The organism is Jeotgalibaca sp. A122 (genome assembly GCF_052266715.1).
Lineage (GTDB): Bacteria > Bacillota > Bacilli > Lactobacillales > Aerococcaceae > Jeotgalibaca.
Genome location: NZ_JBQPRB010000007.1, coordinates 42,347 through 68,816 on the forward strand (window position 1 = coordinate 42,347; position 26,470 = coordinate 68,816).

The 26,470-nt window shown below is 40.5% G+C and carries 24 protein-coding genes and 1 other RNA gene; 24 read left to right on the forward strand and 1 reads right to left on the reverse strand.

All coding sequences use genetic code 11. The features are described 5' to 3' along the window. Positions 1 to 17 precede the first annotated feature (17 nt). From ACTU7M_RS08680 to ssrA, 16 genes are all read left to right on the forward strand, one after another. Positions 18 to 1,055 carry a sugar-binding transcriptional regulator gene (locus ACTU7M_RS08680; protein ID WP_443473996.1) on the forward strand — a complete coding sequence of 346 codons (1,038 nt, stop codon included), beginning with the start codon at positions 18 to 20 and terminating at the stop codon, positions 1,053 to 1,055. 35 nt (positions 1,056 to 1,090) lie between these two features. Beyond that, positions 1,091 to 2,083: a type I glyceraldehyde-3-phosphate dehydrogenase gene (gap, locus tag ACTU7M_RS08685; RefSeq protein WP_443473997.1), complete on the forward strand. Its 993-nt coding sequence runs from the start codon at positions 1,091 to 1,093 to the stop codon at positions 2,081 to 2,083. Positions 2,084 to 2,164: 81 nt separating this feature from the next. Beyond that, on the forward strand, positions 2,165 to 3,355 hold the full coding sequence (locus tag ACTU7M_RS08690) for a phosphoglycerate kinase (RefSeq protein WP_443473998.1): 1,191 nt from the start codon (positions 2,165 to 2,167) through the stop codon (positions 3,353 to 3,355). A 29-nt stretch (positions 3,356 to 3,384) separates the two neighbouring features. Beyond that, positions 3,385 to 4,140 (forward strand): triose-phosphate isomerase, encoded by a 756-nt coding sequence (gene tpiA / locus ACTU7M_RS08695; protein ID WP_443473999.1) that lies wholly within the window; start codon positions 3,385 to 3,387, stop codon positions 4,138 to 4,140. Continuing rightward, positions 4,140 to 5,672 (forward strand): 2,3-bisphosphoglycerate-independent phosphoglycerate mutase, encoded by a 1,533-nt coding sequence (gpmI, locus tag ACTU7M_RS08700; RefSeq protein ID WP_443474000.1) that lies wholly within the window; start codon positions 4,140 to 4,142, stop codon positions 5,670 to 5,672. The genes tpiA and gpmI overlap by 1 nt, the downstream gene beginning before the upstream one ends. 91 nt (positions 5,673 to 5,763) lie before the next feature. Then, entirely contained in the window at positions 5,764 to 7,062 is a 1,299-nt protein-coding gene (gene eno, locus ACTU7M_RS08705) for a phosphopyruvate hydratase (protein WP_443474001.1), read from the forward strand. Between the two features lie 490 nt (positions 7,063 to 7,552). After that, the gene (serC, locus tag ACTU7M_RS08710) at positions 7,553 to 8,641 is read left to right on the forward strand and encodes a 3-phosphoserine/phosphohydroxythreonine transaminase (RefSeq protein ID WP_443474002.1); all 1,089 of its coding nucleotides are present in this window, start codon (positions 7,553 to 7,555) and stop codon (positions 8,639 to 8,641) included. Beyond that, positions 8,638 to 9,816 carry a phosphoglycerate dehydrogenase gene (locus ACTU7M_RS08715; protein ID WP_443474003.1) on the forward strand — a complete coding sequence of 393 codons (1,179 nt, stop codon included), beginning with the start codon at positions 8,638 to 8,640 and terminating at the stop codon, positions 9,814 to 9,816. Before serC ends, ACTU7M_RS08715 begins: the two co-directional genes overlap by 4 nt. Position 9,817: 1 nt before the next feature. Beyond that, complete coding sequence (locus tag ACTU7M_RS08720; RefSeq protein WP_443474004.1) at positions 9,818 to 11,080, forward strand: DUF1015 domain-containing protein; 1,263 nt, start codon at positions 9,818 to 9,820, stop codon at positions 11,078 to 11,080. Between the two features lie 50 nt (positions 11,081 to 11,130). Beyond that, the gene (gene secG, locus ACTU7M_RS08725; RefSeq protein WP_443474005.1) at positions 11,131 to 11,364 is read left to right on the forward strand and encodes a preprotein translocase subunit SecG; all 234 of its coding nucleotides are present in this window, start codon (positions 11,131 to 11,133) and stop codon (positions 11,362 to 11,364) included. A gap of 116 nt (positions 11,365 to 11,480) precedes the next feature. Further along, positions 11,481 to 12,242: an alpha/beta hydrolase gene (locus ACTU7M_RS08730; RefSeq protein ID WP_443474006.1), complete on the forward strand. Its 762-nt coding sequence runs from the start codon at positions 11,481 to 11,483 to the stop codon at positions 12,240 to 12,242. Between the two features lie 2 nt (positions 12,243 to 12,244). After that, positions 12,245 to 14,584: a ribonuclease R gene (gene rnr / locus ACTU7M_RS08735; protein WP_443474007.1), complete on the forward strand. Its 2,340-nt coding sequence runs from the start codon at positions 12,245 to 12,247 to the stop codon at positions 14,582 to 14,584. Positions 14,585 to 14,601: 17 nt separating this feature from the next. Continuing rightward, the gene (gene smpB, locus ACTU7M_RS08740; RefSeq protein WP_443474008.1) at positions 14,602 to 15,060 is read left to right on the forward strand and encodes an SsrA-binding protein SmpB; all 459 of its coding nucleotides are present in this window, start codon (positions 14,602 to 14,604) and stop codon (positions 15,058 to 15,060) included. A 160-nt stretch (positions 15,061 to 15,220) separates the two neighbouring features. Continuing rightward, a complete protein-coding gene (locus tag ACTU7M_RS08745) occupies positions 15,221 to 17,203 on the forward strand; it encodes a fructose-1,6-bisphosphatase (protein ID WP_443474009.1) in 1,983 nt (660 codons plus the stop codon). Positions 17,204 to 17,221: 18 nt separating this feature from the next. After that, entirely contained in the window at positions 17,222 to 17,992 is a 771-nt protein-coding gene (locus ACTU7M_RS08750; protein ID WP_443474010.1) for a histidine phosphatase family protein, read from the forward strand. A 62-nt stretch (positions 17,993 to 18,054) separates the two neighbouring features. Then, positions 18,055 to 18,421, forward strand: a transfer-messenger RNA (tmRNA) gene (gene ssrA / locus ACTU7M_RS08755). A 264-nt stretch (positions 18,422 to 18,685) separates the two neighbouring features. On the opposite strand, the gene ACTU7M_RS08760 is transcribed toward ssrA, so the two are convergent. Continuing rightward, positions 18,686 to 19,051 (reverse strand): PH domain-containing protein, encoded by a 366-nt coding sequence (locus ACTU7M_RS08760; protein WP_443474011.1) that lies wholly within the window; start codon positions 19,049 to 19,051, stop codon positions 18,686 to 18,688. 121 nt (positions 19,052 to 19,172) lie between these two features. On the opposite strand from ACTU7M_RS08760, the gene ACTU7M_RS08765 reads away from it, so the two are divergent. The 8 genes from ACTU7M_RS08765 (at position 19,173) to ACTU7M_RS08800 (ending at position 26,390) form a co-directional block, all read left to right on the forward strand. After that, positions 19,173 to 19,868, forward strand: a complete 696-nt coding sequence (locus tag ACTU7M_RS08765) for an ABC transporter ATP-binding protein (protein ID WP_443474012.1) — start codon at positions 19,173 to 19,175, stop codon at positions 19,866 to 19,868. Further along, on the forward strand, positions 19,865 to 20,629 hold the full coding sequence (locus tag ACTU7M_RS08770; RefSeq protein WP_443474013.1) for an ABC transporter permease: 765 nt from the start codon (positions 19,865 to 19,867) through the stop codon (positions 20,627 to 20,629). Before ACTU7M_RS08765 ends, ACTU7M_RS08770 begins: the two co-directional genes overlap by 4 nt. Before the next feature lie 170 nt (positions 20,630 to 20,799). Then, positions 20,800 to 21,711 carry a metallophosphoesterase gene (locus ACTU7M_RS08775; protein ID WP_443474014.1) on the forward strand — a complete coding sequence of 304 codons (912 nt, stop codon included), beginning with the start codon at positions 20,800 to 20,802 and terminating at the stop codon, positions 21,709 to 21,711. Positions 21,712 to 21,754: 43 nt separating this feature from the next. Next, positions 21,755 to 22,240 (forward strand): hypothetical protein, encoded by a 486-nt coding sequence (locus ACTU7M_RS08780; protein WP_443474015.1) that lies wholly within the window; start codon positions 21,755 to 21,757, stop codon positions 22,238 to 22,240. An 11-nt stretch (positions 22,241 to 22,251) separates the two neighbouring features. Then, the gene (locus tag ACTU7M_RS08785) at positions 22,252 to 22,770 is read left to right on the forward strand and encodes a DUF2179 domain-containing protein (RefSeq protein ID WP_443474016.1); all 519 of its coding nucleotides are present in this window, start codon (positions 22,252 to 22,254) and stop codon (positions 22,768 to 22,770) included. Between the two features lie 472 nt (positions 22,771 to 23,242). Beyond that, a complete protein-coding gene (locus ACTU7M_RS08790; protein ID WP_443474017.1) occupies positions 23,243 to 24,268 on the forward strand; it encodes a PTS transporter subunit IIC in 1,026 nt (341 codons plus the stop codon). Between the two features lie 16 nt (positions 24,269 to 24,284). Beyond that, positions 24,285 to 25,319: a branched-chain amino acid aminotransferase gene (locus ACTU7M_RS08795; RefSeq protein WP_443474018.1), complete on the forward strand. Its 1,035-nt coding sequence runs from the start codon at positions 24,285 to 24,287 to the stop codon at positions 25,317 to 25,319. Positions 25,320 to 25,388: 69 nt separating this feature from the next. Then, entirely contained in the window at positions 25,389 to 26,390 is a 1,002-nt protein-coding gene (locus ACTU7M_RS08800; RefSeq protein ID WP_443474019.1) for a YihY/virulence factor BrkB family protein, read from the forward strand. Positions 26,391 to 26,470 lie beyond the last annotated feature (80 nt).

A 26,470-nucleotide genomic window follows, 5' to 3' on the forward strand; every position in this document is an offset into this window, starting at 1 on the left:
GGAAAGTGGGGGATGATATGAAAGATGCTATTTCTGTCTTACAAAAAGTGATTCCGGATTTATTAGCACATTTAACTCATCGCTATCGTATCCTGGAAGTTATTCACTTACATGCGCCAATCGGTAGACGCTCGTTGTCCGAAATCACCAGCATTTCCGAAAGGTCATTACGCACCGAAACGGACTTTTTGAAGAACCAAGGTTTGCTCATTAGTTCTAAGTCCGGAATGTCACTCACCTTAAAGGGAAAGAAAGTATTCCATGAGCTTGAAGACGTTCTTGATCGCATGCTGACAATGGACAGAAAAGAAGAGGCACTTGCTAAGAAGTTGAACCTCCAATTTTGTCGCATTATACCAGGTGATACAGATGAATCGAGTGATGCTCTTGATGATTTAGGAAAACAGGCAGTCGAAGTTTTTGATGAATTGTTACCGGAAGGTGAGTTCATAGTTGCTGTTGCGGGTGGTAGTACCATGCTTGCAATGGCGCGACATATGACTACGAAACTATCTGAACAAAGGCATTTTACTTTTGTACCGGCACGAGGCGGTTTGGGTGACCTAATGGCAATCCAGGCAAACTCCGTCAGTGATTCAATGGCCCAAGCTACGGGAGGCACAAACACAGCATTGTTTGTACCTGATGATTTGAGCGAAGAAGCGTTGAATATGTTAAAAAATGAGCCCTCGATTCTACAGACGATGAATCTGATGAAGCGCGCGAATTGCTTGTTATATAGCATCGGAAATGCTAAAGTTATGATGGATCGTCGCAAGATGGCGACAGGGTTTAAGGCGGATCTGATTGAGAAAAAAGCTGTCGGAGAAGCATTTGGATGTTATTTTGACGAAAAAGGTCAAATTGTACATCGCTTGTCGCGCTTCGGTCTACAGATAGAAGACGTTGCAAAGATTCCCTATGCGATAGCCATAGCAGGGGGAAGTTCGAAAGCAAACGCAATTGAAGCTTATTCACACATTGCACCAGAACATACATGGCTTGTAACAGATGAAGGTGCAGCTAACCAGATTTTAAAAGGGATTTCCCTTTAAAATATATTAATTATCCTGAAGGAGGATTTTTTATAATGACAGTAAAAGTAGCGATTAATGGTTTTGGCCGTATTGGACGTTTAGCCCTACGCCGTATTATGGAATCTGACACAAACATGGAAGTAGTAGCAATCAACGACTTAACAGATAACGATGATTTAGCTTACTTGTTGAAATATGATACAGCTCAAGGACGTTTCCCTCACTCAGTAGCAGTAGAAGGCGATGATTTAGTAGTAGCTGGTAAAGCTATCAAATCTTTCGCTGAAAAAGATGCTAACAACCTACCATGGGGCGAGTTAGGAATTGACATCGTTCTAGAATGTACTGGTTTCTATGTATCAGACGAAAAATCACAAGCGCACATCAATGCTGGTGCAAAACGCGTATTGATTTCAGCACCTGCTTCTGGCGACTTGAAAACAATCGTTTACGGAGTTAACCACGAAACAATCGAATCTTCAGATGTAATCGTATCTGCAGCTTCATGTACTACAAACTGCTTGGCACCATTGGCAAACACATTGAACGAAAAATTCGGTATTCAACGTGCTTTGATGTCAACAATCCATGCTTACACAGCTACACAAGCTATGCAAGATGCTCCAGGCGGACGTAAAAACCGTGCCGGTGCAGCTAACGCTATTCCAGCATCAACTGGTGCTGCTAAAGCAGTAGGTAAAGTAATTCCAGCATTGAACGGTAAAATCGATGGAACTGCAGTACGTGTTCCAACTATCACTGGTTCAATGGTAGAACTTTACTCAGTACTTGAAAAAGACGTTACTGTAGAAGAAGTAAATGCAGCAATGAAAGAAGCTTCTTCAAATGCATTCTTGTACGAAGAAGATGAAATCGTATCTTCAGATGTAATCGGCGTTCCAGCTGGTTCAATCTTCGATGCTACTCAAACAAAAATCATGGAAGCTAACGGCGGCCAATTGGTTAAAACTGTTGCTTGGTATGATAACGAGTACGGTTTCGTTGCAAACATGGTAAGCACTCTAGCATACATGGCTTCAAAATAATTTAAATTAACTCGTAAAATAGGCGGGAAGCGTCGCGCTTCCTGCCTTTTTACATGATTAAGAAGCGGAGGTTTTTATTTTATGACAAAGAAAGTTGTTACAGACTTAGATGTTGCTGGTAAAAAAGTTCTGGTTCGTGCAGACTTCAACGTGCCGATGAAAGACGGGGAAATTACAAACGATAATCGTATTGTACAAGCTTTGCCAACTATCGAGCACTTAATTAAAAACAATGCAAAAGTTATTCTTTTCTCTCACTTGGGAAAAGTTAAAACAGAAGAAGACAAAGCTAAATTGAGCTTGCGTCCTGTTGCTACACGTTTAGCTTCTCTATTGAATAAAGAAGTGAAATTTGTTGCCGAAACACGTGGAGAAGAATTGGAATCAGCAATCAATGCATTAAATGATGGCGAAGTTCTATTGTTCGAAAATACGCGTTTTGAAGATGTTGACGGTAAAAAAGAAAGCAAAAACGATCCAGAACTTGGTAAATACTGGGCTAGCCTAGGTGACCTGTTTGTGAACGACGCTTTCGGTACTGCTCACCGTGCCCATGCTTCAAATATCGGAATTGCTTCTCATTTAGATTCAGCAGCTGGTTTCTTGATGGATAAAGAAATCAAGTTCATCGGTGGTGCTGTTGACGAACCACAACGCCCATTCGTTGCAATCTTGGGTGGTGCCAAAGTTTCTGACAAAATCGGTGTTATCGAAAACTTGTTGGAAAAAGCTGATAAAGTCATTATCGGTGGCGGCATGGCTTATACATTTGCTAAAGCACAAGGAAAAGAAATCGGTGGCTCTTTACTAGAAGCTGACAAACTGGACTTGGCTAAGGAATTGATGGCTCGCGCAGGCGATAAACTTATCTTGCCAATCGATGCTGCTATTGCATCTGGTTTCAGCAATGATGCTTTAGTTGGTTATGTTTCAATGGACGAAATCCCAGCTGACAAACAAGCGTTGGATATCGGACCAGAAACAATCAAGCTATTTGAAAAAGAACTAGAGGGTGCTAAAACAGTCGTTTGGAATGGCCCTATGGGAGTTTTTGAATTCGAAAACTTTGCCAAAGGTACAATTGGTGTCTGTGAAGCAATCGCTAAATTAGAAGATGCTACAACAATCATCGGTGGTGGCGATTCTGCTGCAGCAGCAATGCAATTAGGTTATGCAGACGACTTCACGCATATTTCTACTGGTGGTGGCGCATCACTTGAGTATTTGGAAGGTAAAGAATTACCGGGTGTTGCTTCGATTTCAGATAAATAATCGTTGGATTTAGCTAGAGGAGGAAAATCATGCGTAAACCTATCATTGCAGGTAACTGGAAAATGAACAAAACTGCTGCTGAAGCGCAAGCTTTCGTTGAAGCAGTTAAAAACGCAATTCCAAGTAACGATGCTGTAGATGCTGTTATTGGATCTCCGGCTTTATATTTAGAAAAAATGGTGGCTGATCGTGAAGGAACTGATTTAAAAGTAGCAGCGCAAAACTGTTACTCTGAAGATTCAGGCGCTTTTACTGGTGAAATTAGCCCACAAGCTCTGGGTGACCTGGGTGTGGACTATGTTATCATTGGTCACTCTGAAAGAAGACAATATTTCCACGAAACTGACGAAGACATCAACAAAAAAGCACTTGCGATTTTCCGTAATGGAATGGTTCCTATCCTATGTTGTGGCGAAACTTTAGAACAACGTGAAGCGGGAGAAACTGCTGAATGGATTAAAGGCCAAATAACAAATGCATTGAAAGATTTAACAGAAGGACAAGTTTCAGAACTTGTTATTGCTTATGAACCAATTTGGGCAATCGGAACAGGTAAATCTTCGTCGGCTGAAGATGCAGATGAAACTTGTGGCGTTGTTCGTGAAACAGTTCGTGAATTGTACAATGGTGCTGTAGCGGATGCGGTTCGTATCCAATATGGTGGTAGTGTTAAGCCAGAAAACATCGCTGAATATATGGCAAAAGCTAATATTGACGGTGCTTTAGTTGGAGGCGCAAGTCTTGAAGCAGAGTCCTTCTTGAAATTATTGGAGGCAGTAAAATAATGAATAAGAAACCTGTAGCAATCATCATTCTTGATGGTTTCGGTTGTCGTGACGAAATCATTGGTAATGCTGTGGCACAAGCAAAAAAACCTAACTTTGATCGTTATTGGAATACCTACCCGCATGCAACAATGGCTGCATCTGGTTTAGCCGTAGGACTTCCTGAAGGTCAAATGGGTAACTCAGAAGTAGGGCATACGAATATTGGGGCTGGTCGCGTTGTTTACCAAAGTTTGACACGTATTGACAAAGCAATCCAAGATGGTGAATTCCTGACCAATGATGCACTGAAAGGTGCTTATCAACATGCAATCGATAATGACTCTACACTCCATTTGTTCGGTTTAGTATCTGACGGTGGTGTACACAGTCAATTGGGTCACATCTTGGCCTTGATTGAAAGTGCTAAACATAAAGGCGTAAAGAAACTTTGTTTACACGCATTTTTGGATGGTCGCGATGTAGATCCACACGCTGCACCAGGATACATTAAAACAATTGAAAATAAGATGGCTGAAGTCGGCTTAGGCGAAATTGCAACTGTCTCCGGTCGTTACTATGCGATGGATCGTGATAAACGTTGGGAACGTGTGAATTTGGCTTACAATGCTGTGATGCATGGTGAAGGCCCTCAATTCCCATCTGCACAGGCTGTTGTTGAACATAGCTACGCAAACAATATTACCGATGAGTTTGTTTTACCAAGCGTTATCGTAAAAGATGGCGTGCCGGTAGGAACTGTAAAAGATAACGATGCTGCTATCTTCTTTAATTTCCGACCAGACCGTGCAATTCAACTCTCAAATGCCTTCAGTAATGAAACATGGACAGAATTTGATCGTGGTGTTCGTCCACAAAATATTAAATTTGTGACAATGACACTATATCAAGATACCGTTCTTGCTGATGTTGCATTCCCACCAATCGGATTGAAAAACGTATTGGCTGAAGTGTTGAGTAACAACGGTAAAACACAATTACATGTTGCGGAAACAGAAAAATATCCACACGTTACTTTCTTTATGAACGGTGGAAAACATGATCCATTTGAAGGGGAAGATCGTATCTTGATTCCTTCTCCGAAAGTGGCAACCTACGATTTAAAACCTGAAATGAGCGCTTATGAAGTTGGAGATGCTTTGAGTGCTGCAATCGACGAAGACAAGTATGATGCAATCATGTTGAACTTCGCGAACCCGGACATGGTTGGGCACTCTGGTATGCTGGAGCCAACCATCAAAGCGATCGAAGCAGTTGATGAAAACTTAGGAAAAGTAGTCGATAATATTATTGCCCACGGTGGATACGCAATTATCTTTGCTGACCACGGTAATGCAGATACGATGATTACACCTGAGGGAACACCACATACTGCTCATACGACGGTTCCTGTTCCTGTAATTGTTACAAAACCTGGTGTAACATTGCGCACAGACGGAAAACTGGCTGATGTGGCTCCAACAATGCTTGATTTGATGGGTGTCGCTCAACCTGAAGAAATGACAGGCGAGACTTTAATCGTAAAAGATTAATCATTTACGAGATTAAGTTGCAAAGAACACGAAAGTTGTCTAAAATTAAAATTGTAAAACAAATCATTGTTTTCAAAAAGGAGAGAATAGAATGCCATTCATTACAGATATTTTGGCTAGAGAAGTACTTGATTCACGTGGTAACCCAACTGTTGAGGTTGAAGTTTACACAGAAAGCGGCGCATTTGGTCGCGGTATGGTTCCATCAGGAGCTTCTACAGGTGAACACGAAGCAGTAGAACTACGTGACGGTGACAAAGACCGTTACCTAGGAAAAGGTGTTCAAAAAGCAGTTGAGAACGTTGAGCTAATCGCTGACGCTATCATCGGTTTTGACGTAAGAGACCAACTAGCTATCGACAGAGTTATGATTGAATTAGATGGTACTCCTAACAAGAGCAAATTGGGAGCAAACGCAATTCTAGCTGTTTCTATCGCAGTTGCACACGCAGCAGCAGAATACCTAGATGTGCCATTGTACCAATACCTAGGTGGATTCAACGCTAAAGTGTTGCCAACTCCAATGATGAACATCATCAATGGTGGTTCTCACTCTGACGCACCAATCGCTTTCCAAGAATTCATGATTCTTCCTGTAGGCGCACCTACATTCAAGGAAGCACTACGTTGGGGAGCTGAAATCTTCCACAAACTTGCTTCAATCCTTAAATCTCGTGGATTGGAAACATCAGTTGGGGACGAAGGTGGTTTCGCACCACGTTTTGAAGGAACTGAAGACGGAGTAGAAACAATTCTTGAAGCAATTAAAGCAGTTGGTCTAGAGCCAGGTAAAGATGTTTTCTTAGGTTTTGACTGTGCAGCTTCTGAATTCTACGAAGACGGTATCTATAACTACGCTAAATTCGAAGGCGAAGGCGGAGCAAAACGCAACGCTGAAGAACAAGTTGCTTTCTTGGAAGAATTGGTATCTAAATACCCAATCATCTCAATTGAAGATGGTATGGACGAAAACGACTGGGACGGCTGGAAACTATTGACAGAACGTCTTGGCGAAAAAGTTCAATTAGTTGGTGACGACTTGTTCGTTACAAACACTGAAATCCTAAGCAAAGGTATCAAAAACCACATTGGTAACTCAATCCTAATCAAAGTTAACCAAATCGGTACTTTGACTGAAACTTTTGAAGCTATCGAAATGGCTAAGAAAGCTGGATACACAGCTGTTATCTCTCACCGTTCTGGTGAAACAGAAGACGCAACAATCGCTGATATCGCTGTTGCAACTAACGCTGGACAAATCAAAACAGGTTCATTGAGCCGTACAGACCGTATCGCTAAATACAACCAATTGCTACGTATTGAAGATCAATTGGGAGAATTAGCTGTTTACGAAGGTCTAGAAGCATTCTACAACCTAGAAAACAAATAATTTCAAATCAAAAACCCTATCCAGCTGGATAGGGTTTTTTCTGTAGGTTCTATTATTTATGGTGTTGGTAGTATTAGTATTCTTCTCGAAAATCCCGAAGGACGGTGGGGTTGCTTGTGGCCGTGTCAAGGATGCAATGCGAAAGTAGGGACCGTTGATGCTTCAGCGTCTACGGTCCCTTTGAGGCTTGCAAGCCCGGAGACTACAGGCTCCGGGCGGTCCCACGGCAGTACACAAGCAAACACGCAGGCCGAAGGGCATTTCCTTCACCAACACCAGATAACCAAGAACCGATTAAACCAGAGTTGTGCGTACTTTTCGAATAGCCTGCACAACCCAAGATAATTGTGCAGACAGATAGGGAATAGGTACGCAAAAACAAACTGCACCAAGTAAACAGAGCTTCTAAATAAACCTTTCAAATATCATTAACTTTGTTATAATTACTTTAATATTAAATAAATATGAGAATATGATTGGAGTGTCCCGTATGACATGTTGGAATTTTTCTGCAGGCCCTGCAGTGTTACCTAAAGCAGTAATGAGAGAAGTACAAGAGGAACTGCTATCCTATAAAGGTAGTGAGATGTCCGTGATGGAGTTGAGTCATCGATCATCGTTATTCCAACAGATTATTTCTGATGCCGAGACTACTTTGAGAGAACTCATGGACATTCCGGATAATTACCACGTTTTATTCCTCCAAGGTGGTGCAAGTTTGCAGTTTGCGGCAGTTCCGATTAACTTGCTTGAAGATAAAAAAGCGGGTTATATTATTTCGGGATCCTGGGGACAGAAAGCATATGAAGAAGCACACAAGTTATTCCCAGAACGAGCAGTGATTATCGCAGATGCCAAAGACAATCACTATACGCAAATACCAGATGTGAAAATAGAAGATTCTTCTGAGTTTGATTACATCCATATCACGACAAATAATACCATTGAAGGAACGGCCTATCAAAATATACCAAAATACGGAGATATTCCTTTAGTTGCGGACATGTCCTCCAATATACTCTCTGCAAATTATGATGTGCGTGATTTTGGTTTAATTTATGCAGGTGCACAGAAAAATATCGGTCCAGCGGGTTTAACACTTGTAATCGTTCGTGAAGACTTAATCAAAGAGCACACCGCTACTATCCCAACAATGCTTGATTACAAAACACATATTAAAAACGACTCTATGTATAACACACCACCAACATTCGCTATATATGTATCCAAGTTAGTGTTTGAATGGCTACGTGATTTTGGTGGTATTGATAGCATGGTCGCGTTGAACGAAAGAAAAGCGGGATTACTATATAAAACAATCGAGGAATCTAATTTATTCAAGTCACCTGTTCACCTTGATTATCGTTCTTTGACAAATATTCCCTTTATTACAGGTGACAAAGAAGTTGACAAGAAGTTTATAACTGAAGCCACTGCTGCTGGCTTTGTCAATCTTAAAGGCCATCGTTCAGTAGGAGGGATGCGGGCCAGTCTATACAATGCTTTTCCAATTGAAGGGGTTGAGGCTTTGGTAACATTCATGAAAGAGTTCGAACAAAGAGAGGAACTTGAAAAATGAAGGACATTCAAACATATAACCGTATTGCACCAGAAGGCTTAGAACTCTTGGATAAAACTGAATATGTCTTAAATGAAAGTCAGGATCCAGATGCCATTGTTTTAAGAAGTAAAGATTTACACGATATCACGTTCAATGATTCCTTGGTGGCAATTGCCAGAGCAGGAGCCGGGGTCAATAACATACCTCTAGAAAGATGTTCGGAGCACGGTATTGTGGTTTTTAACACACCCGGTGCGAATGCAAACGCAGTTAAAGAATTAGTATTAGCGGCCTTGGTCATGTCTGCACGCCCCATTTATCAAGGGTTACGTTGGGTTGAACATATGGAAGGAGATAATCTTCCCGAAATCGTAGAAGCCAACAAAAACCAGTTTGCGGGAACAGAACTGGCTGGTAAGCGACTGGCCGTAATTGGGTTAGGAGCGATTGGATCCTTGGTTGCCAATGATGCCTATAATTTAGGGATGGATGTTATCGGTTATGACCCCTATGTTTCTGTAGAAACCGCCTGGAATATCACGAGTCGTGTTAAAAAAGCGAATACTCTGCAAGAAGTCTTACGTGATGCCGATTATATAACTGTCCATGTTCCCGTTAACGACCATACCAAAGGGCTGGTTAATTCTGATTTCCTGAATCAAATGAAGCCAGGTGCGACGTTATTGAACTTCGCACGCGATGGCATTATTGTGAGGGATGATATATTAGAGGCTTTGAATGACGGTTCTTTAAATAAATACGTGGCCGATTTTGCCGATGAAGCGTTTGTACGCCATCCAAAAGCATTAATATTCCCGCATTTGGGCGCCTCAACGGAAGAAGCTGAGGTAAACTGTGCCATCATGGCCGTTAAAACCCTTAAATATTTCCTGGAAACAGGTAATATTTTGCGGTCGGTTAATTTTCCAACCATTGATATCCCCCAACAATCTCCCGTACGGATTACGCTGGTTAACCGCAATGTCCCGAACATGGTTGGCCAAATATCAGCCATTCTGGCTAAGCATTTTGTGAATATTGACAATATTATGAACCGCAGTCGTGGTGATTTTGCCTACACAATCATCGATACTCCCGGGATGGATGAAAAATTATTAAAAGAAATTGTTACGGAAATGGATAACATTGATGGTGTTTTAAGAACGAGAATCATTTATAGGAGGGATATTTAATATGGTAAGCATTAGGCCATTCCAAGCGATTCGACCTAATTCATTTGATGTGGAAAAAGTTGCAAGTTTACCTTATGACGTTGTAACAGACGAAGAAGTACGGAAATTAACTGAGAACAATCCAAAATCATATTTAAACATTGACCGTACCGACGTCCAATTTAATCAAGAAGTACCTAAAGATTCAGATGAAATATATCAAGTGGCCAAAGAAAATTTGGCTCATTTTTTAAACCAGGGTTGGTTAATCAAGGAAGAAAAACCTGCTTATTATATTTATCGCCTGATGCAAGGGGACCGTATCCAATACGGAATAGTAGCTACCATTGCAGTGGACGATTACTTGACTGGCAAAATAAAACGACATGAATTTACGAGACCGGACAAAGAGCTGGACCGCATCAAACATAACGACGCTTCAGATGCAAATACCAGTCCAATTTTTCTTACGATGCGAAACCATGAAGTGTTTGCCGATGTTTCAAAACAAGTCAGGGATGAACAACTACCCATCTATACTTTCGATAGTTACAATGACACAAATCATTGTGTCTGGAGAATTACAGATCCAGAAATGATTGAAGCAATTACGAAAGCCTTTAGCAATGATATTGATGCGTTGTATATTGCGGACGGGCACCACCGTATGGAATCAGCGGCAAAGGTTGCACAAATGCGAAGGGAAGAGTACCCTGATGCTCCAGATGATGCTGAATTCAATTATTTTCTGGGGGTAATTTTCCCGGAAAATGAATTGACGATTTTACCCTATAATCGAATCGTTGAAGGAAAGTTGTCAGATACAGACAAAAAAATAATCGCTGAATCGTTTGTAGTTGAGAAATTAAAAGAAGAAGTCTACACGCCGGAAAAAAGAGGAACTTTCGGTATGTATGTTGATGACGAATGGTATAAATTAACCATCAAATCCGACAAAGTCCCTGCCGATCCGGTGGCATCTTTGGATGCGGCTTTACTGCAAAATTATGTATTGGCACCTGTTTTTGGTATTGAAAACCCCCGGACCGATAAACGCATTGATTTTGTAGGCGGGATTCATCCCATTACCGAATTAATGGCCCGCACCGGGGAAGATAAGGTAGCTTTCTCTCTTTATCCAACAACAATTGAGCAACTATTGACGGTCGCTGATAGCGGGGAAGTGATGCCTCCAAAATCGACATGGTTCGAACCAAAACTTCTCAGCGGTCTTTTTGTTCATCAATTTGAATCAGAAAAATACGTGAAGTCCAATGTGGAATAAATTTGCTATTTGTGCTATAGTAAACGGTAGTATTTAAAGGAGGTCCACCATTGTACGACGTCTTATTAATCGCACTAATCATCGTATCAGTCTTGTTGATTATTACCGTTTTGATGTTGCCATCTAAAACGAATGCAGCAAGTGCCTTGAGCGGTGGAGCAGAAGCGCTATTCGGTAAACAAAAAGCAAGAGGTTTTGAAGCAGGCCTTAGAAGAATCGCTGCCGCATTGGGAACAGCTTTTATTGTTCTGGCATTGGCTCTGGCTTATCTTTCTTCAAACTAATCATTAGAAAAGCAGTATTGAAAATGAAGCTGGGACTCTAGTCTCAGCTCCTTTTTTTGGTTTTTTTGAGGACTTAAAGTACAATAGAAGTAGCTACAAATGACGAGGTGACGCAAATGACAAATATTAAATTACCACAATCTTTTTTCTTTGAAGCAGGTCCGAAAGCGGTACTCCTGTTACATGCCTATACTGGAAGTGCCAACGATGTGCGGATGTTGGGAAGAAACCTGCAGCGAGCAGGCTATACCGTGTATGCGCCGAATTTTACGGGACACGCAACTGAACGTTTTGAGGATATCCTTGATCTAGGCAACCCAGAAAAATGGCTTCTAGATGTTAAAGAAGCAACGGCATTCCTGAAAGAAAAAGGTTATGGTGAAATTGCCGTATTTGGACTTTCTATGGGCGGTATTATGGCGACAAGAGCGCTGGAAACAGATAGCTATGTTGGAGGAGGATCTTTTAACTCGCCTATCATGCATATTGGTGATAGCAAAGTTCCAGCCGCTTTTGTTAATTATTATCGCAACTTTAATAAAAGACTAGGCATGTCTAAAGAGGAAATTGAATCCAACATGCCTCGTGTAAAACAAAAAATGAACGATCAACTCGATGCTATAACGGAATTTTCAAATGAGGTTATCGCTGAACTGGAAAAGATCAGGGTTCCTTACTATATCGCTTCTTCAGGAAAAGATGAGCTTATCGATTCTAAAAATGGAGCCGTTTTACGAGATGCCCTGAACCCTTATACTGAAGTTGATTATAATGATTTTCCTGAAATGACACATGTTATAACCGTTGGAGCCAACAGAGAGCCGTTTGAAGCATCCGTAGAAGCATTCCTGGAAAAATTAAACTGGAAAGAAGGATGAGCATGAGTAATATTGAAACGATTCGATCTGAAATAGTAGGACTTTTGAAAGAAAATGAACCGACAAGTTATTCCGTTCGCCAATTGAGTGAAGCATTAAATTATGAGGATGCTTCTCAATTTAGACAATTGATTAAAGCAATTGCTTTAGCAGAGCGTGAAGAACAAATCGTTCTTAATAAAGAAGGAAAATTCCGTCTGAAAAGAGAATCTGGGACCATCATTGGTAAGTTTCGCGCGAATGACAGAGGTTTTGGATTTGTGGACTATGATCCAAATGAAGATGATATTTATGTCTCCAAAGAGTTTACCGGAAGTGCAATGGAAGGTGATACTGTTGAGGTTAAAATTACGGGGAAACCAGAACCTTGGAACAGTAAAGGACCTGAAGGACGCGTCATTGCAATTATCACACGTAGTACCAATCGGATTGTTGGTGAGTTTTTCCCATATGACTCAGATAGACGGGAAGAAACTGGATTTTTAGGGTACGTAGTTCCGCAAGACAATAAAATTAACCATATGGTCGTATACGCGCTTCCAGAAGGCTTGCAAGCGGTAGAGGGCAGTATTGTTCTAGTCGAAGTAAAAGAGTATCCAACCGCAGAAAATCCGGTAGGGATGACAGGGTTCATTACCAAAGAAATTGGTCATAAAAATGCCCCGGGGGTTGATATTCTCTCCATTCTGTACAAATTAGGAATTCCAACTGAATTTCCGCAGGATGCTCTGGATCAGGCTGAAGATATCCCGTTTGAAATCCCACAGGAAGAAATTGACAACCGGGTTGATTTGCGTGAGGAAAAAATCATTACCATTGACGGTGCCGATGCAAAGGATTTGGATGATGCCATTTCATTCAAAATCCTGGAAAACGGCCATTATCAACTAGGCGTCCATATCGCTGATGTCTCTTATTATGTGACTGAAAATTCAGCTATTGATAGAGAAGCTTATGAGCGGGGGACGAGTGTTTATTTAACCGATCGTGTTGTACCGATGTTACCGACAAAATTATCAAATGGCGTATGCTCCTTATTACCAAACGAAGACCGCTTGGCGATGTCATGTGTAATGGAAATCGATGACACCGGGAAAGTTGTTAATTACGATATCTTCCCAAGTATTATTAATTCTAACCAACGTTTCACTTATACAGCAGTAAATGAGATTCTGGAAAATGGCAATCCCGAATTGCGTCGTGAATACGAAGAATTTGTAACCATGTTGGAAGGAATGCGCGATTTGCATCATATTTTAGAGCGTAAACGTCGCCAACGCGGCTCGATTGACTTTGATACGAGCGAGTCAAAAATCATTGTCGATGAGGAAGGCCATCCGCTCGAAATTCATGTGGTAGTACGTGGCGTCGGTGAGCGATTAATCGAATCATTCATGCTCTCAGCTAACGAGACCATTGCTGCGAATTATGACAAGAAAAAACTGCCATTTATTTATCGGATTCATGAGCAGCCTGATCCTGCCAAGATGCTCCGCTTTATGGAGTTTGTAACGACCTTTGGTATTGTAATGACTGGTTCAAATGAAAACATTAAGCCAAAACAACTTCAAAACGTCTTAAGACAAACAGATGGTGAGCCATATGATGCGGTGGTATCGACATTCTTGTTGCGTTCGATGAAGCAGGCTAAGTATGATATGACCCCGGTTGGACATTATGGTTTGGCAACACGAGACTATACGCACTTTACTTCACCAATTCGTCGCTATCCCGATTTAATCGTGCACCGCTTGATCCGTGAATATTCTCAAGGTAATATTTCCGCTAAGAAAGAAAAATGGGAAGGGAAACTTGAGGATATCGCTGTGAAGAGTTCCGTTAATGAAAGACGTTCCGTCGATGCCGAGCGTGAAACGGATGCATTGAAGAAAACGGAATTCATGGTGGACAAAGTTGGGATGCAATTCGAGGGTGTCATTAGTTCCGTAACCAAGTTTGGTATCTTTGTTGAACTTCCGAATACGGTTGAAGGATTGGTTCACATTTCGAAAATGGACCAAGATTATTTCAACTTCATCGAAAGTCATATGGTATTATTAGGAGAACGCACAGGGATTGTCTACCGCATTGGTCAACGTGTTAAAATCGAAGTGACAAAAGCGGACGTTGCGACGCGTGAGATTGATTTTGCTTTAGTTGAAGATGCCGAATTAAATGTCTATGACAATGAGATGAACAAAGAACAAAAGAAAAAATCCGGCAGACGCAACAAGAAAACTGCCGATAAACCGAAAGATTTTAAGAAAAAAGTAAGAGGCAGTGGTCCCAAAGATGGGAAAAATACCGGCAAAAAGAAAACAGGTAAAAAGAAACAAAGATAGAAATTGAGGTTGGGGATATGCCAAAAGGGGAAGGGAAAGTACTAGCACAAAATCGTCAGGCAAGTCATGAATATACTATTTTGGAAACCTTTGAAGCAGGTATCGTATTAAAAGGGACTGAAATCAAATCAATCCGTAATGGTAAACTAAATTTACGCGACGGGTATGTTTCCGTCCATAATGGCGAGGCATTACTGCAAAATGTGCATATTAGTCCATTTGAACAAGGGAACATTTTTAACCATGATCCACTTCGTAGCCGCAAGTTGTTGCTTCACAAAAAGCAGATAAATTATCTAGCGGGTGAAGTTAAAACGCAAGGAACAACCATTATTCCATTAAAAGTGTATTTGAAGGATGGGTTTGCCAAAGTATTAATTGGCGTGGCACAAGGTAAGAAGAAGTACGATAAGCGTGAAGCATTAAAACAAAAAGATATGAAGCGCGAAATCGATCGTGCATTAAAGAATCGCTAGTAAAGAGGGATCCAGATTAATTTCTGGGTCTTTTTTGATGGATATTATGATAATATTTGATTATTTTGTTTTTGGGTCTGTTATTTTTACCATTAAAAAGATATGATAGAAGGGTAAATTACAAAATAATGATAGTTAAATGAAAAAAAGGGTGGTTTCTGTGGTTGTAGATAAGGATAAATATTTAAAGTTATTATCGAAGCAGTATCCGACTATTGCAGATACAGTGACGGAAATCATCAATCTCGAAGCAATCATGAACTTGCCGAAAGCTACTGAGCATTTCATAAGTGATTTGCATGGGGAATATGATGCCGTACAACATGTGTTGAGAAATGGTTCCGGGAACGTGAAGGAAAAAATCAGGGAAATATTTCAGGGTCGTCTTAGCACGCGAGAAATGAATCAATTGGCTACCATCGTTTATTATCCTGATGAGAAAGTGGATTTGATTGTTTCTGAACTAAGTACGCGCGAGGAAATCGAAGAATTTTATACGTTAACAGTGACACGCATCACTGAATTATGTGCTTTTGTTGTATCAAAGTATACACGCTCCAAGGTTAGAAAAGCACTTCCAGAAGACTATGCTTATATTATTGAGGAACTGCTGTTCAAAGATACCATCATGTCCAATAAAGAGCATTATTATGACAAAATCATTAATACCGTCATTTCCCTAAATCGTGGTAAACAGTTGATTGCGGCTTTTGCCCATGTTATCCAACGTTTGGTCGTCGATCATATTCATGTGGTGGGAGATATTTATGACCGGGGACCTTATCCTGATAAAATCATCGATACATTAATGGATGGCCATGAACTTGATATTCAGTGGGGAAACCATGACGTATTATGGATGGGAGCAGCCAGTGGTTCCGCTGCCTGCATGGCAAACGTGATTCGTATTTGTGCCCGTTATGATAATCTGGAAATTATTGAAGATGCTTATGGTATCTCACTACGCCCATTGATGATTTTCTCGGAAATGTGTTACCCTGAAGATCGCTATGAACCGTTTTTACCAAAAATAAATCCGGATTCTGAAGATAAAATATACCCGGAAGAAATTCGCCAAATCGCAAAAATGAATCAAGCTATTTCCATCATCCAATTCAAGCTGGAAGGAAATATCATTAAACGCCATCCTGAATTTGAAATGGAAAATAGCTTATTCCTAGACAAGATTGATTTTGAGGCCGGTACCGTTAGTATTGATGGGAAAATATACCCGCTTCGCTGCAATTATTTCCCGACTATCGATCCAAACGATCCCTATGCTCTGACAGAGGATGAAAAAATGGTAGTGAAGCGTCTTATGGAAGGTTTCTTGAACAGTGAACGTCTCCAAAAACATATTCAGTTCCTGTATAGCAAAGGTTCACTATATCTTCGCTACAACGATAATTTGCTGTTCCATGGTTGTGTGCCGTTGAATGATGACATGACTTTCATGTCAATGACAATCAATAACAAATCCTACAAGGGTAAAGCGTTACTTGATAAATATGAAGATATTTTAAGAAAAGGTTACCTGAACCGTGAGTCTGGCTCGGATAATCAACGTTATTCCGATTATATGTGGTATCAATGGGAAGGAAAGGCTTCTTCGCTATTCGGCAAGGACAAAATGACGACATTCGAGCGATTATATATTGAGGATAAAGCCACCCATGTCGAACGTAAAAATGCCTATTATAAACAACGCGATAATGTTGAAATGTGCAACATGATTTTGACCGAGTTTGGATTGGATCCAAGTAAAGGGCACATCATCAATGGGCATACACCAGTGAAAGAAAATCGTGGGGAGAACCCTTTGAAGGCAGGCGGAAAATTAATTGTCATTGATGGTGGTTTCTCTAAAGCCTATCAATCAACAACAGGTTTAGCTGGTTATACACTGCTGTATAATTCCTTCGGTATGCAGTTGGTATCTCACCAACCCTTTACGTCTGTTCAGGATGCGATGGTAAATGAAATTGATATTGTGTCGACCAGACGTATCGTTGACAAGGAATTACAGAGAAAAACCGTACGCGAAACGGATGTAGGCGTACGCTTGATGCAACAAGTAAATGACTTACAAGCCTTGCTTGCAGCCTACTATGATGGTAGATTAGTAGAGAAAGTTAGTAAATAAATGAGCTAGAGGTGGATTATGTCTAAAGGAGTTACATTTTATTTCATGCGTCACGGTGAAACATATTTGAATAAATATAATCGGATGCAGGGTTGGTCCGACACACCACTTACCAATCGAGGAAAAAGAGACGTGGCACGCAGTGGCGCTGGTTTATCAAACATTAAGTTCGATGCCGTGTACTGCAGTGATTTGAGAAGAACATTTGAAACCGCACAAATCATCCTAAATGAAAATGAACATAAAGATACACCAGCTGTAAAAGCCATGCCTGAATTTAGGGAAATTTTCTTTGGATCTTTTGAAGGTTTGGACGCCAAGGAAACATGGGGCAACTTATGGAAATTCCTTGGATACGAGGATGGGATGGATTACCAGGATAATAAATCAGTGGTTGAAGAACTGAATGGTATGCGCGCAATGGATCCTTATCACGAAGCTGAAGATTATTTAACCTTTTGGATGCGTGTAGAAAAAGGGTTAATTAAATTAATCAGTGAACACCGTGAAACGGGCCGAAACATACTTGTTGTATGTCATGGTATGACAATCCGCAATATGATTCACGCCTTGATTCCAGACTTCCAAATTGATCGCCACTTGGATAATGCCAGCATTTCCGTGGTTAGTTACTATGATGGTTTTTACCATTTAGAGAAATTCAACAGTATTGAACATTTTGCTCCTGAAAATGTTCATCCAGATGAAAAAGAGCCTGAAGTTCATAAAGTTATCCCAACAGATATTGATGAAGACGATGAGCTTCCACTGGAAAAGCCTAAAACTTGAAAATAACCAAAAAAGGTGTATAATAAAGGGTACTCAGTAAGAGTACCCTTTATTTTTATAGAGGGGATGTTACGGATTCGACAGGCATAGGTCGAGCTTTTGACGCGCTTCGTAGGTTACGACTACGTTAAAACGTTCCAGTTAAATATAACTGACAAAACAAACAATAACACTTTAGCTTTCGCTGCTTAATAACAGCTAGCTAAGATCCTCTTGGCATCGTCCATGTGCTCAAGTAAGGGTCCCATAACTAGTGGACTACGCCGTGACTTTCCACCTGGAGGAATCGGAAGAGATTAATCAGGTTAGCTTCCTGTAATGCCTGCTGAACGGCTAGCCGGAAGCGAAATCCAAATAGTTCGGATATGAGCGTAGACTTGGAAGTGCCGATATGTTTGGACGCGGGTTCGACTCCCGCCATCTCCATATGAGGCTGAAATTTAGCCCCTGTGTAGTAAAAAAGCTATTCCCACCATAATGGGGGATAGCTTTTTTTTTATTTTGTCATTTAATTAAACCATTTGGCCCTTACATTTAGATTAAAATGGTCTAATAATGGTTAATTAAACCATTTGAGGCAAAAAATTAAGGCGAAATGGTTTTATTCTGAATAATTAAACCATTTGACATAAAATTTAAGGCCCAAATGGTTTAATCATTTCATCTCACTCAGAAAAATAGTGAAATCAAAATCTAGAGAATAGCTTCAGCAATCAATTTGTCAAATGTACGCACGTCGACGCCTTTTTTCAAATTGATTTTGAAGTTTCCCGCACGTGTCCATAATTCGACTTCAGCGTTGAAATCAAATAATGTTCCTGCATTTTCAGTGGACCACATATTAATTGAAGAATAAGGGATAGAGTACATTTCTACTTTTTTACCGGTGATACCTTGGGAGTCTCGGATGATAATACGTTTATTGGTAAAGACTGCATTGTCCCGAATTGTTTGGTAGGCAGCAATTGCTTGTTCGCCCTCGATTAAAATATTATTCACATCTTTAGGAATGCTGCATTCTGAAATAAAAGTCCACTCCAATATTGTTCCTGTTGCCATTTTAAAACCTCCATTAAAAGTTCGAATTTAGATACCATCATTATTGTAACAAATTTGGAAAATGAAAGGTGGGAGATTTCCCCGTGAACAATCCAATTACTACCAAATTAGAATGATTATAATGTATAATGAAAGAAGTGAATACAATGAAAAGAGTGATGAGATGGGTACAATTCTAGAAGTTCGAAATGTTTCGTATGTTGTTGAGGAGAAAGATATTCTTAAAAATGTTACCTTTTCAGTTCAGGAAGGGGATTTTCTAACAATCAAAGGTTCTTCAGGTAGTGGGAAAAGTACGTTATTATTAATATTAGGGTCATTATTGAGTCCGACTTCAGGAGAAATTTATTATAAGGGAAAATCTTTGTCAGAGTATAACTTGCCGGATTATCGAAAAGAAGTGTCCTATACATTCCAAAACGCTTCATTATTCGGTGGAACAGTAGAAGAGAACCTTACATTTCCTTATGAAATTAGGGAGCAGCCATTTGATCGTGAACGGGCGATTGATTTATTAAAAAAGGTACAGTTATCCGAATCTTACCTGAATCAAAAAATCACCTCCTTGTCCGGGGGTGAAAAGCAGCGGATTGCTTTGATACGAAATGTTTTATTTACACCAAAAATACTTTTATTGGATGAAGTAACCAGTGCTTTGGATGCGGAAAATCGCAAGGTGATTGGGGAGGCGATTGCGCGTCTGAACCGCGAAGATGGTGTGACTGTATTGTGGGTGACTCACAATGCTGAAGAAATCAAAAATGCTAAACATACGCTGGAAATGAGAGCAGGGCAACTGGAGGGTATTGTAAAATGAAAGAACTATCAATTTCAAATATGTCTTTAGTATTATCAGGTTTTTTAATCGTTATTGCACTTATCATCGATCGTAAAGAGAAACTCGAACTAGGTAAGGATATTATCATCGCGGCTGTTCGAGCAGTTATTCAATTATTCGTTATCGGCTATGTTCTTGGCTATGTATTTGATTTGAATAATTTATTTGTCACCTCGGTAATGGCGGGATTCATTATCCTCAATGCAGCCTACCACGCCTCCAAACGGGCAAATAATATTGTAAATGCCTTTCCAATTTCCTTAGCTGCCATAAGTGTTGGGACAATCGTTTCACTTCTTGTTTTACTTTTTTCGGGGACGTTGAAATGGACGCCATCACAAGTTGTTCCCATAACCGGGATGTTGGCGAGTAGTGCCATGACAGCCATTGGAATTGGATACCGCACCATGCATTCAAAATATACCGATCAACGCCAACAAGTTCTCGAACGTTTGGCATTGGGTGCTACGGCTCCACAAGCCTCAAAAGCAATTGTCAGAGAAAGTATCAAGGCAGCCCTAGCGCCAACCGTGGACAGCACCAAAACAGTCGGCTTGGTTAGTTTACCGGGTATGATGTCCGGGCTGATGTTCGCAGGTATTGATCCAACCGAAGCCATCCGTTATCAAATTGTCGTCATGTTCATGATTGTTGCGACAACGGCATTCTCAACCATGATAGCGAGCTACTTAGCTTATCGCAGTTACTTCAATGAGCAGACCCAACTGGTTATTAAATAATAATAAAATTCAGGGCACTTCCCGTTTAAGCGGAAAGTGTCTCTTTTATTGAAAAAATAAATATCTCGACATATCCACCAAAAAATCTCCAACCGCAACCGGAATCTTTTTGGATTTTATCGTGTTTGAAGTATACTTAAACTAACATGGAAACATATAGGAGTGAGAGTATGTTTACAAAGCAAAGGTTAGACGGCGCCTATGAAGGGGCTGTAGTAAAAGAGTTTGATGAAACAACGAAATATGTGTTTATCAGCGACCACCATCGTGGGGATGGCAGTTTGTCGGATGAGTTTGCACGTAACCGGAATATCTTTCAATATGCGCTTGATTATTATTATCAAAACGATTATACGTATGTTGAAGCTGGTGATGGCGATGAACTTTGGGAGTACCAAGATTTTAAGCATATAAAAAATGCCCATCCGGGGGTATTCGAGACGATAAAGAAGTTTTATGATGACGATCGATTCATTATGATGTGGGGCAATCATAATATCTATCTTAAAGATCCGGCATACGTCGAAGAACACTATTTTACAAACTACGACGAATACCATGAGACTTTTTTCGATTTTTTGCCTGATTTAAAACCGATTGAAGCTTTGGTATTAAAGAATGAACGCACGGGTCAGGAAATATTGACTGTCCACGGCCATCAAGGTGATGCACCGAATGACCAGTTTTGGCGACTTACCATGCTTTCCTTAAAATATTTTTGGCGCTTTTTGCATGCTTTTGGAATTCGAAATCCCTCCAGCCCTGTCAAAAATATTAGTAGGCGACACAAAATCGAGAAAAATTATTCCAAATGGATTGCTGAAAATAAAATGATTCTTATCTGTGGGCATACGCACCGCTTCAAGTTCCCTAAAAAGAATGCTTTACCCTATTTTAATACGGGATGCTGTGTTTACCCAACGATTATCACTGCTTTGGAGTTAATTGGAGAAGAAATCATACTTGTTCGTTGGCATGTGCAGAGTGATAAAGATGGGAACTTAAGAATTGTCCGCCAAATCATGCGTGGCCCTGTAAATGTGGCTGAATTTGATTTAAGAGAAACAAAAGAGGCAACTTAATGTATAATATAAATAAACCAATATTGAAAGTAGGTCATAAAGTATGAAGACAGTAAAAAAATGGTCCATGCTACTAGCAGCATCATTCGTGTTGGCTGCGTGTGGTGGTAGTTTAGATCAAGGTTCAGATACAGAATCTCAAGTTGAATCCCAGTCAGAGGTAATCAACAGTGAATCTTCTGAAATTATAGAATCAAGCGAAGTAATTTCCAGTGAAGAAACATCAAGTGTAGAGTCGACACCAGAAGAAACAAGCGAAAGCGAATCGGAAACACAATTAAACGAAGACGAAGCAGCCATGATTGATCGTGCCGTGACGACTATTTCTGATTTAACGGGTTATGCTGAAGAGGACGGCTATCTGTTTATGATTCATCCGATTGAAGGAAATATTGTAACAATTGAGGTTCGTGAAAATCAAGAAGAAACAGCCAGTTTAATGGGTATGTATAAATACAATGATGATACAAAAGCTGTACAGCAAATGGATATCGTTACAGGAGAATATGTCGATTATCCAGCGGAATAAGGAGTGTTAGTTTGAATCTAGGTTTAATCTTGCAAATTTTCTTGATAAGTTTTGTTTATGTCACTTTGAGTACCATCCGCTTGATGCTTACGATGAAAGGGTACCGGGTATTGGCACCTTTACTCAGCATGATTGAGATTGTCATTTATGTGACGGGATTGAGTATCGTGATGAGTAGTTTGGACAATCCTCTTAATTTAGCTTCTTATGCTATTGGCTACGGGGTAGGTATTGCCCTTGGAATCAAAATAGAGGATTGGCTGGCTTTAGGTTATACGATGGTGACGGTTATGACGGCCGACGAAAACAACCGCATGGCCGAGAAATTATGGGAAGAGGGCTATGGCGTTACCATTACGCAGGCACGAGGACGTCACGGAAGTCGTATGGTCCTTAATGTTCTTGCCACTCGTAAAAAAGAGCGTCATCTGGTTAGCCAGATTTTGGAAATTGACGAAAAAGCATTTGTATTTTCTTCAGACCCCAAATATGTGCGGGGCGGATTTTGGTCCAAACGCGTCAGAAAATAACAAAAAGGAAGCCTTGGGAAGTCATCCGGGGCTTCCTTTTTTTCGCATAATGAAAACGCTAAAGATATATTAGTGTATTTTTGTCGATAAAAAGATTAGGAAAAGGTTAGAAAAGGGTTGACTTATCCTAATCGAGAGTCTAGAATAACAACATAATCAAAATCAAGTACGACAAAGGAGGTAATGAAAATGAAGAAAACTTCGACTCAGGCAATGATACCATCACTTCAAGATCTAACTGCATTTTCAACACCTTCTTTCGTCATTATTTTAGTCGAGCCCTAGGATTCTAATTTGCCAACCAGCAAAATTAAGAGTCCTATTTACTGTTGTTTAGGGCTCTTTTACGGATGAGCCCTTCTCAATTGAGAGGCTCATCTTTTTTTATCCTGTTTTTTCTAGCGCTAGAGCAGGATAAAGATGCTAAATTTACGAGATGCGATTAAAAATAGTTATCATGGGAGAAATTATTATGAGTAAAACAACAGAGTATATCAAGACACATTCATTGAAAGTATCATCGGGGATTGCAAATGCTGTCTTTCTGACTATTGGGGTTGGTTTCCTCTTAGAAACAATTGGTAATATGGCCAATATTCCTTTATTGGTAACGATTGGTGGCGTTGCAAAAGTACTTTTGGCTCCGGCGCTAGGTGCAGGTATCGCAGTCATGGAGGGTGGAAATACATTAACGATTTTTAGTGCCATGGCAGTAGCTGCTATCGGTGGTGGTGCGATTCAAATGGGATCGGAAGGCATGATGACGATTATTGGGGGAGAACCTATCGGAGCTTTGTTAGCCGGTACAATCGCAACCTGGATTGGTAAGAAAGTAACAGGGAAAACACCTCTTGACATGATGGCAATTCCAGTTGTAACTTTAACAGTTGGTGGTGTTGCAGCCATTTTCTTGGCACAGTTCATGGGACCTTTGGTGTTGACAATAAGTACAGCTATTTCGGGTGCTGTTGCCAGTAATCCTCTTGTTGGATCAGTCGTTCTTTCCGTTGTATGGGGACTGTTATTAATGTCACCAGCTTCCTCAGCAGCTTTGTCCGTTGCATTGGCACTTGATCCGGTATCAAATGGTGCTATGTTAATTGGAACCACGGCACAATATTTCGCTTACTCTGTTGTTTCGGCTAAAGAAAATGACTTAGGTGGCTATTTGGCTCAAGGGATCTGTACGCCGAAAGTTCAACTTCCAAATATCATTAAGAATCCAGCAATTTTGATTGGTCCAACATTATCATCAGCAATCGTAGGTCCTTTAGCGACAATTGGCTTTGGGTTTACAACAATCCCTGCGATGGGCGGGATGGGATTCTGTTCCTTGGTTGCACCGCTGTTTATCATTAATAATAATGGTTGGTATGCATTAGGAGTATACTTACTATGTGGCGCGGTTCTACCGATTCTGATCACTTTGGCAGTAAACAAAGTTCTATATGCCAAAAAGAAAATTGCAGTTGGAGATATGGCACTTTCAGTTAATTAATAGGGGGATATAAAAAATGGTTGAAAAAACGTTACAAAATCTTGATTGGGCAAATTTAGGATTTGCATATATGGATACAGATTATCGCTTCATCAGTTACTGGAAAGACGGAAAATGGGACGAGGGTACGTTGGATACCGGCAATACTGTTACGATTAACCAAGGCTCACCAGCTCTACATTATGGTCAACAAGTATTTGAAGGCATGAAAGCCTATCGTACAAAAGATGGAAGCATTCAATTGTTCCGTCCTGATGAAAATGGCAAGCGCATGACAAAAAGTTGCGAACGTTTGATGATGCCGGAATACCCAGTTGACAAGTTTGTAGAAGCTGTAAAAGCAGTCGTTAAAGCCAATGAATCATGGGTACCACCTTACGAATCTGGCTCTACTCTTTATATTCGTCCCTACATGATTGGTGTTGGCGAAAATATCGGAGTAAAACCTGCTTCAGAATATATTTTCTCGATTTTCGTGATGCCGGTTGGTCCCTATTTCAAAGGTGGTCTGACTCCAACAAACTTCATTGTTTCCGACTATGACCGCGCTGCTCCGCATGGAACTGGTGCAGCTAAAGTAGGTGGTAATTATGCGTCCAGTTTATTACCGGGGCATTTAGCTCATGAGCGTCAGTTCAGTGACTGTATCTATCTCGATCCAGCCACACATACAAAAATTGAAGAGGTAGGCTCAGCTAACTTCTTTGCTATCACCCATGATGATGAATTTGTGACACCGTACTCACCATCTATTTTGCCAAGTATCACGAAATATTCTTTACTTCACTTGGCTGAGCACAATCTCGGTCTGAAAGTATCCGAACGAGATGTTTATTTGAATGGTTTGGATGAATTCAAAGAAGCGGGCGCTTGTGGAACTGCTGCAGTTATTTCTCCAATTGGTGGCATTCAGAACGGCGACGATTTCCATGTGTTCTATTCAGAAACAGAAGTTGGCCCAGTAACACGTCAATTGTATAATACGCTGACTGCCATTCAATTCGGGGATCTTGAAGGTCCTGAAGGCTGGATTGTAAAAGTTACCGAATAATCGTTTTGCTTTTTTCCAGCTTCTTACTTTGATATGATTAGCGTAGAAAAGTAAGAAGAGGTGGTATCTATGAAAAATTATACTTTTTCGGAGACCATCAAGATTGCGCAGAAACATTTTAAAAGGGCTGAAGTTGGAAGACAATCAGCGGAGCTAGCCTACTATACCTTACTGGCTTTGTTTCCTGTTCTCTTAGCACTGGCAAATGTAATTCCTTTGTTGCCGTTGCCGACAGAACAGATTTTGGAATATGTTCAAATGGCTGTACCGGATGAAGTGGGTACAGTGATTCTGCCAATCTTGGAAGGGTATCTAAGTGGGGGAAGTGGGGGAGCTATTTCGTTAGGGGTCATCATTTCATTGTGGCCAGCATCTAAAGCTTTTTCCGTCTTTCAAAGGGTTTTAAATCAAGTGTATGATACTGAGCCACGAAAAAACTTCATTATCACGCGGATTTTTTCATTCTTGACGGCAGTTCTTATGGTATCGTTAATGGCGGTTGTCGCATTTATCTTTGTATTCGGGCGTGAAATTCTGGAACTTGTCCAATCGTTGCTTCCCGTTGACATACTGGGAGTCATCACAGCATTTGAACAAGTACGTTGGATTATTGCGTTTGCTACATTAATAATGATCTTGGCTTTTGTGTATTACTTTATACCAAATGTCAAATGGGGCATAAAGTATGCTTTACCAGGCGCCGTTTTTGCGACAGTGGGCTTCTTGTTGATTTCCCAGCTATTCTCCCTATACATCAGTATAGCAGGTGGCGCATCAATCGGAACCGGTACAATTGGAGTATTCATTGTTCTCATGATTTGGCTATTCTTACTCGGTAATGTCTTTATTATCGGTGGCGCCGTCAATGTTATCTACTATGATTATACGCATCAAGATGAGCTAGTAGTTGATGAGGATTTTCCATACGTATCCCATATTTTTTCTGAACGTGGCAAGCAATTGATGCTCAAGAAGCAACCTCTTCGAAGAACGTTGACGAAAGAAAATAATAAAATTAAAATGAACTATTTACCGGGCCAAACGGATCCTAACGATTGGATTGGTGAATAAAGAACAAAAGGGCAGCTTCGTTTTCGAGGTTGCCTTTTTGTTCGGACCGAACTAACCAAATCTTAAATGACTTGCCCTTT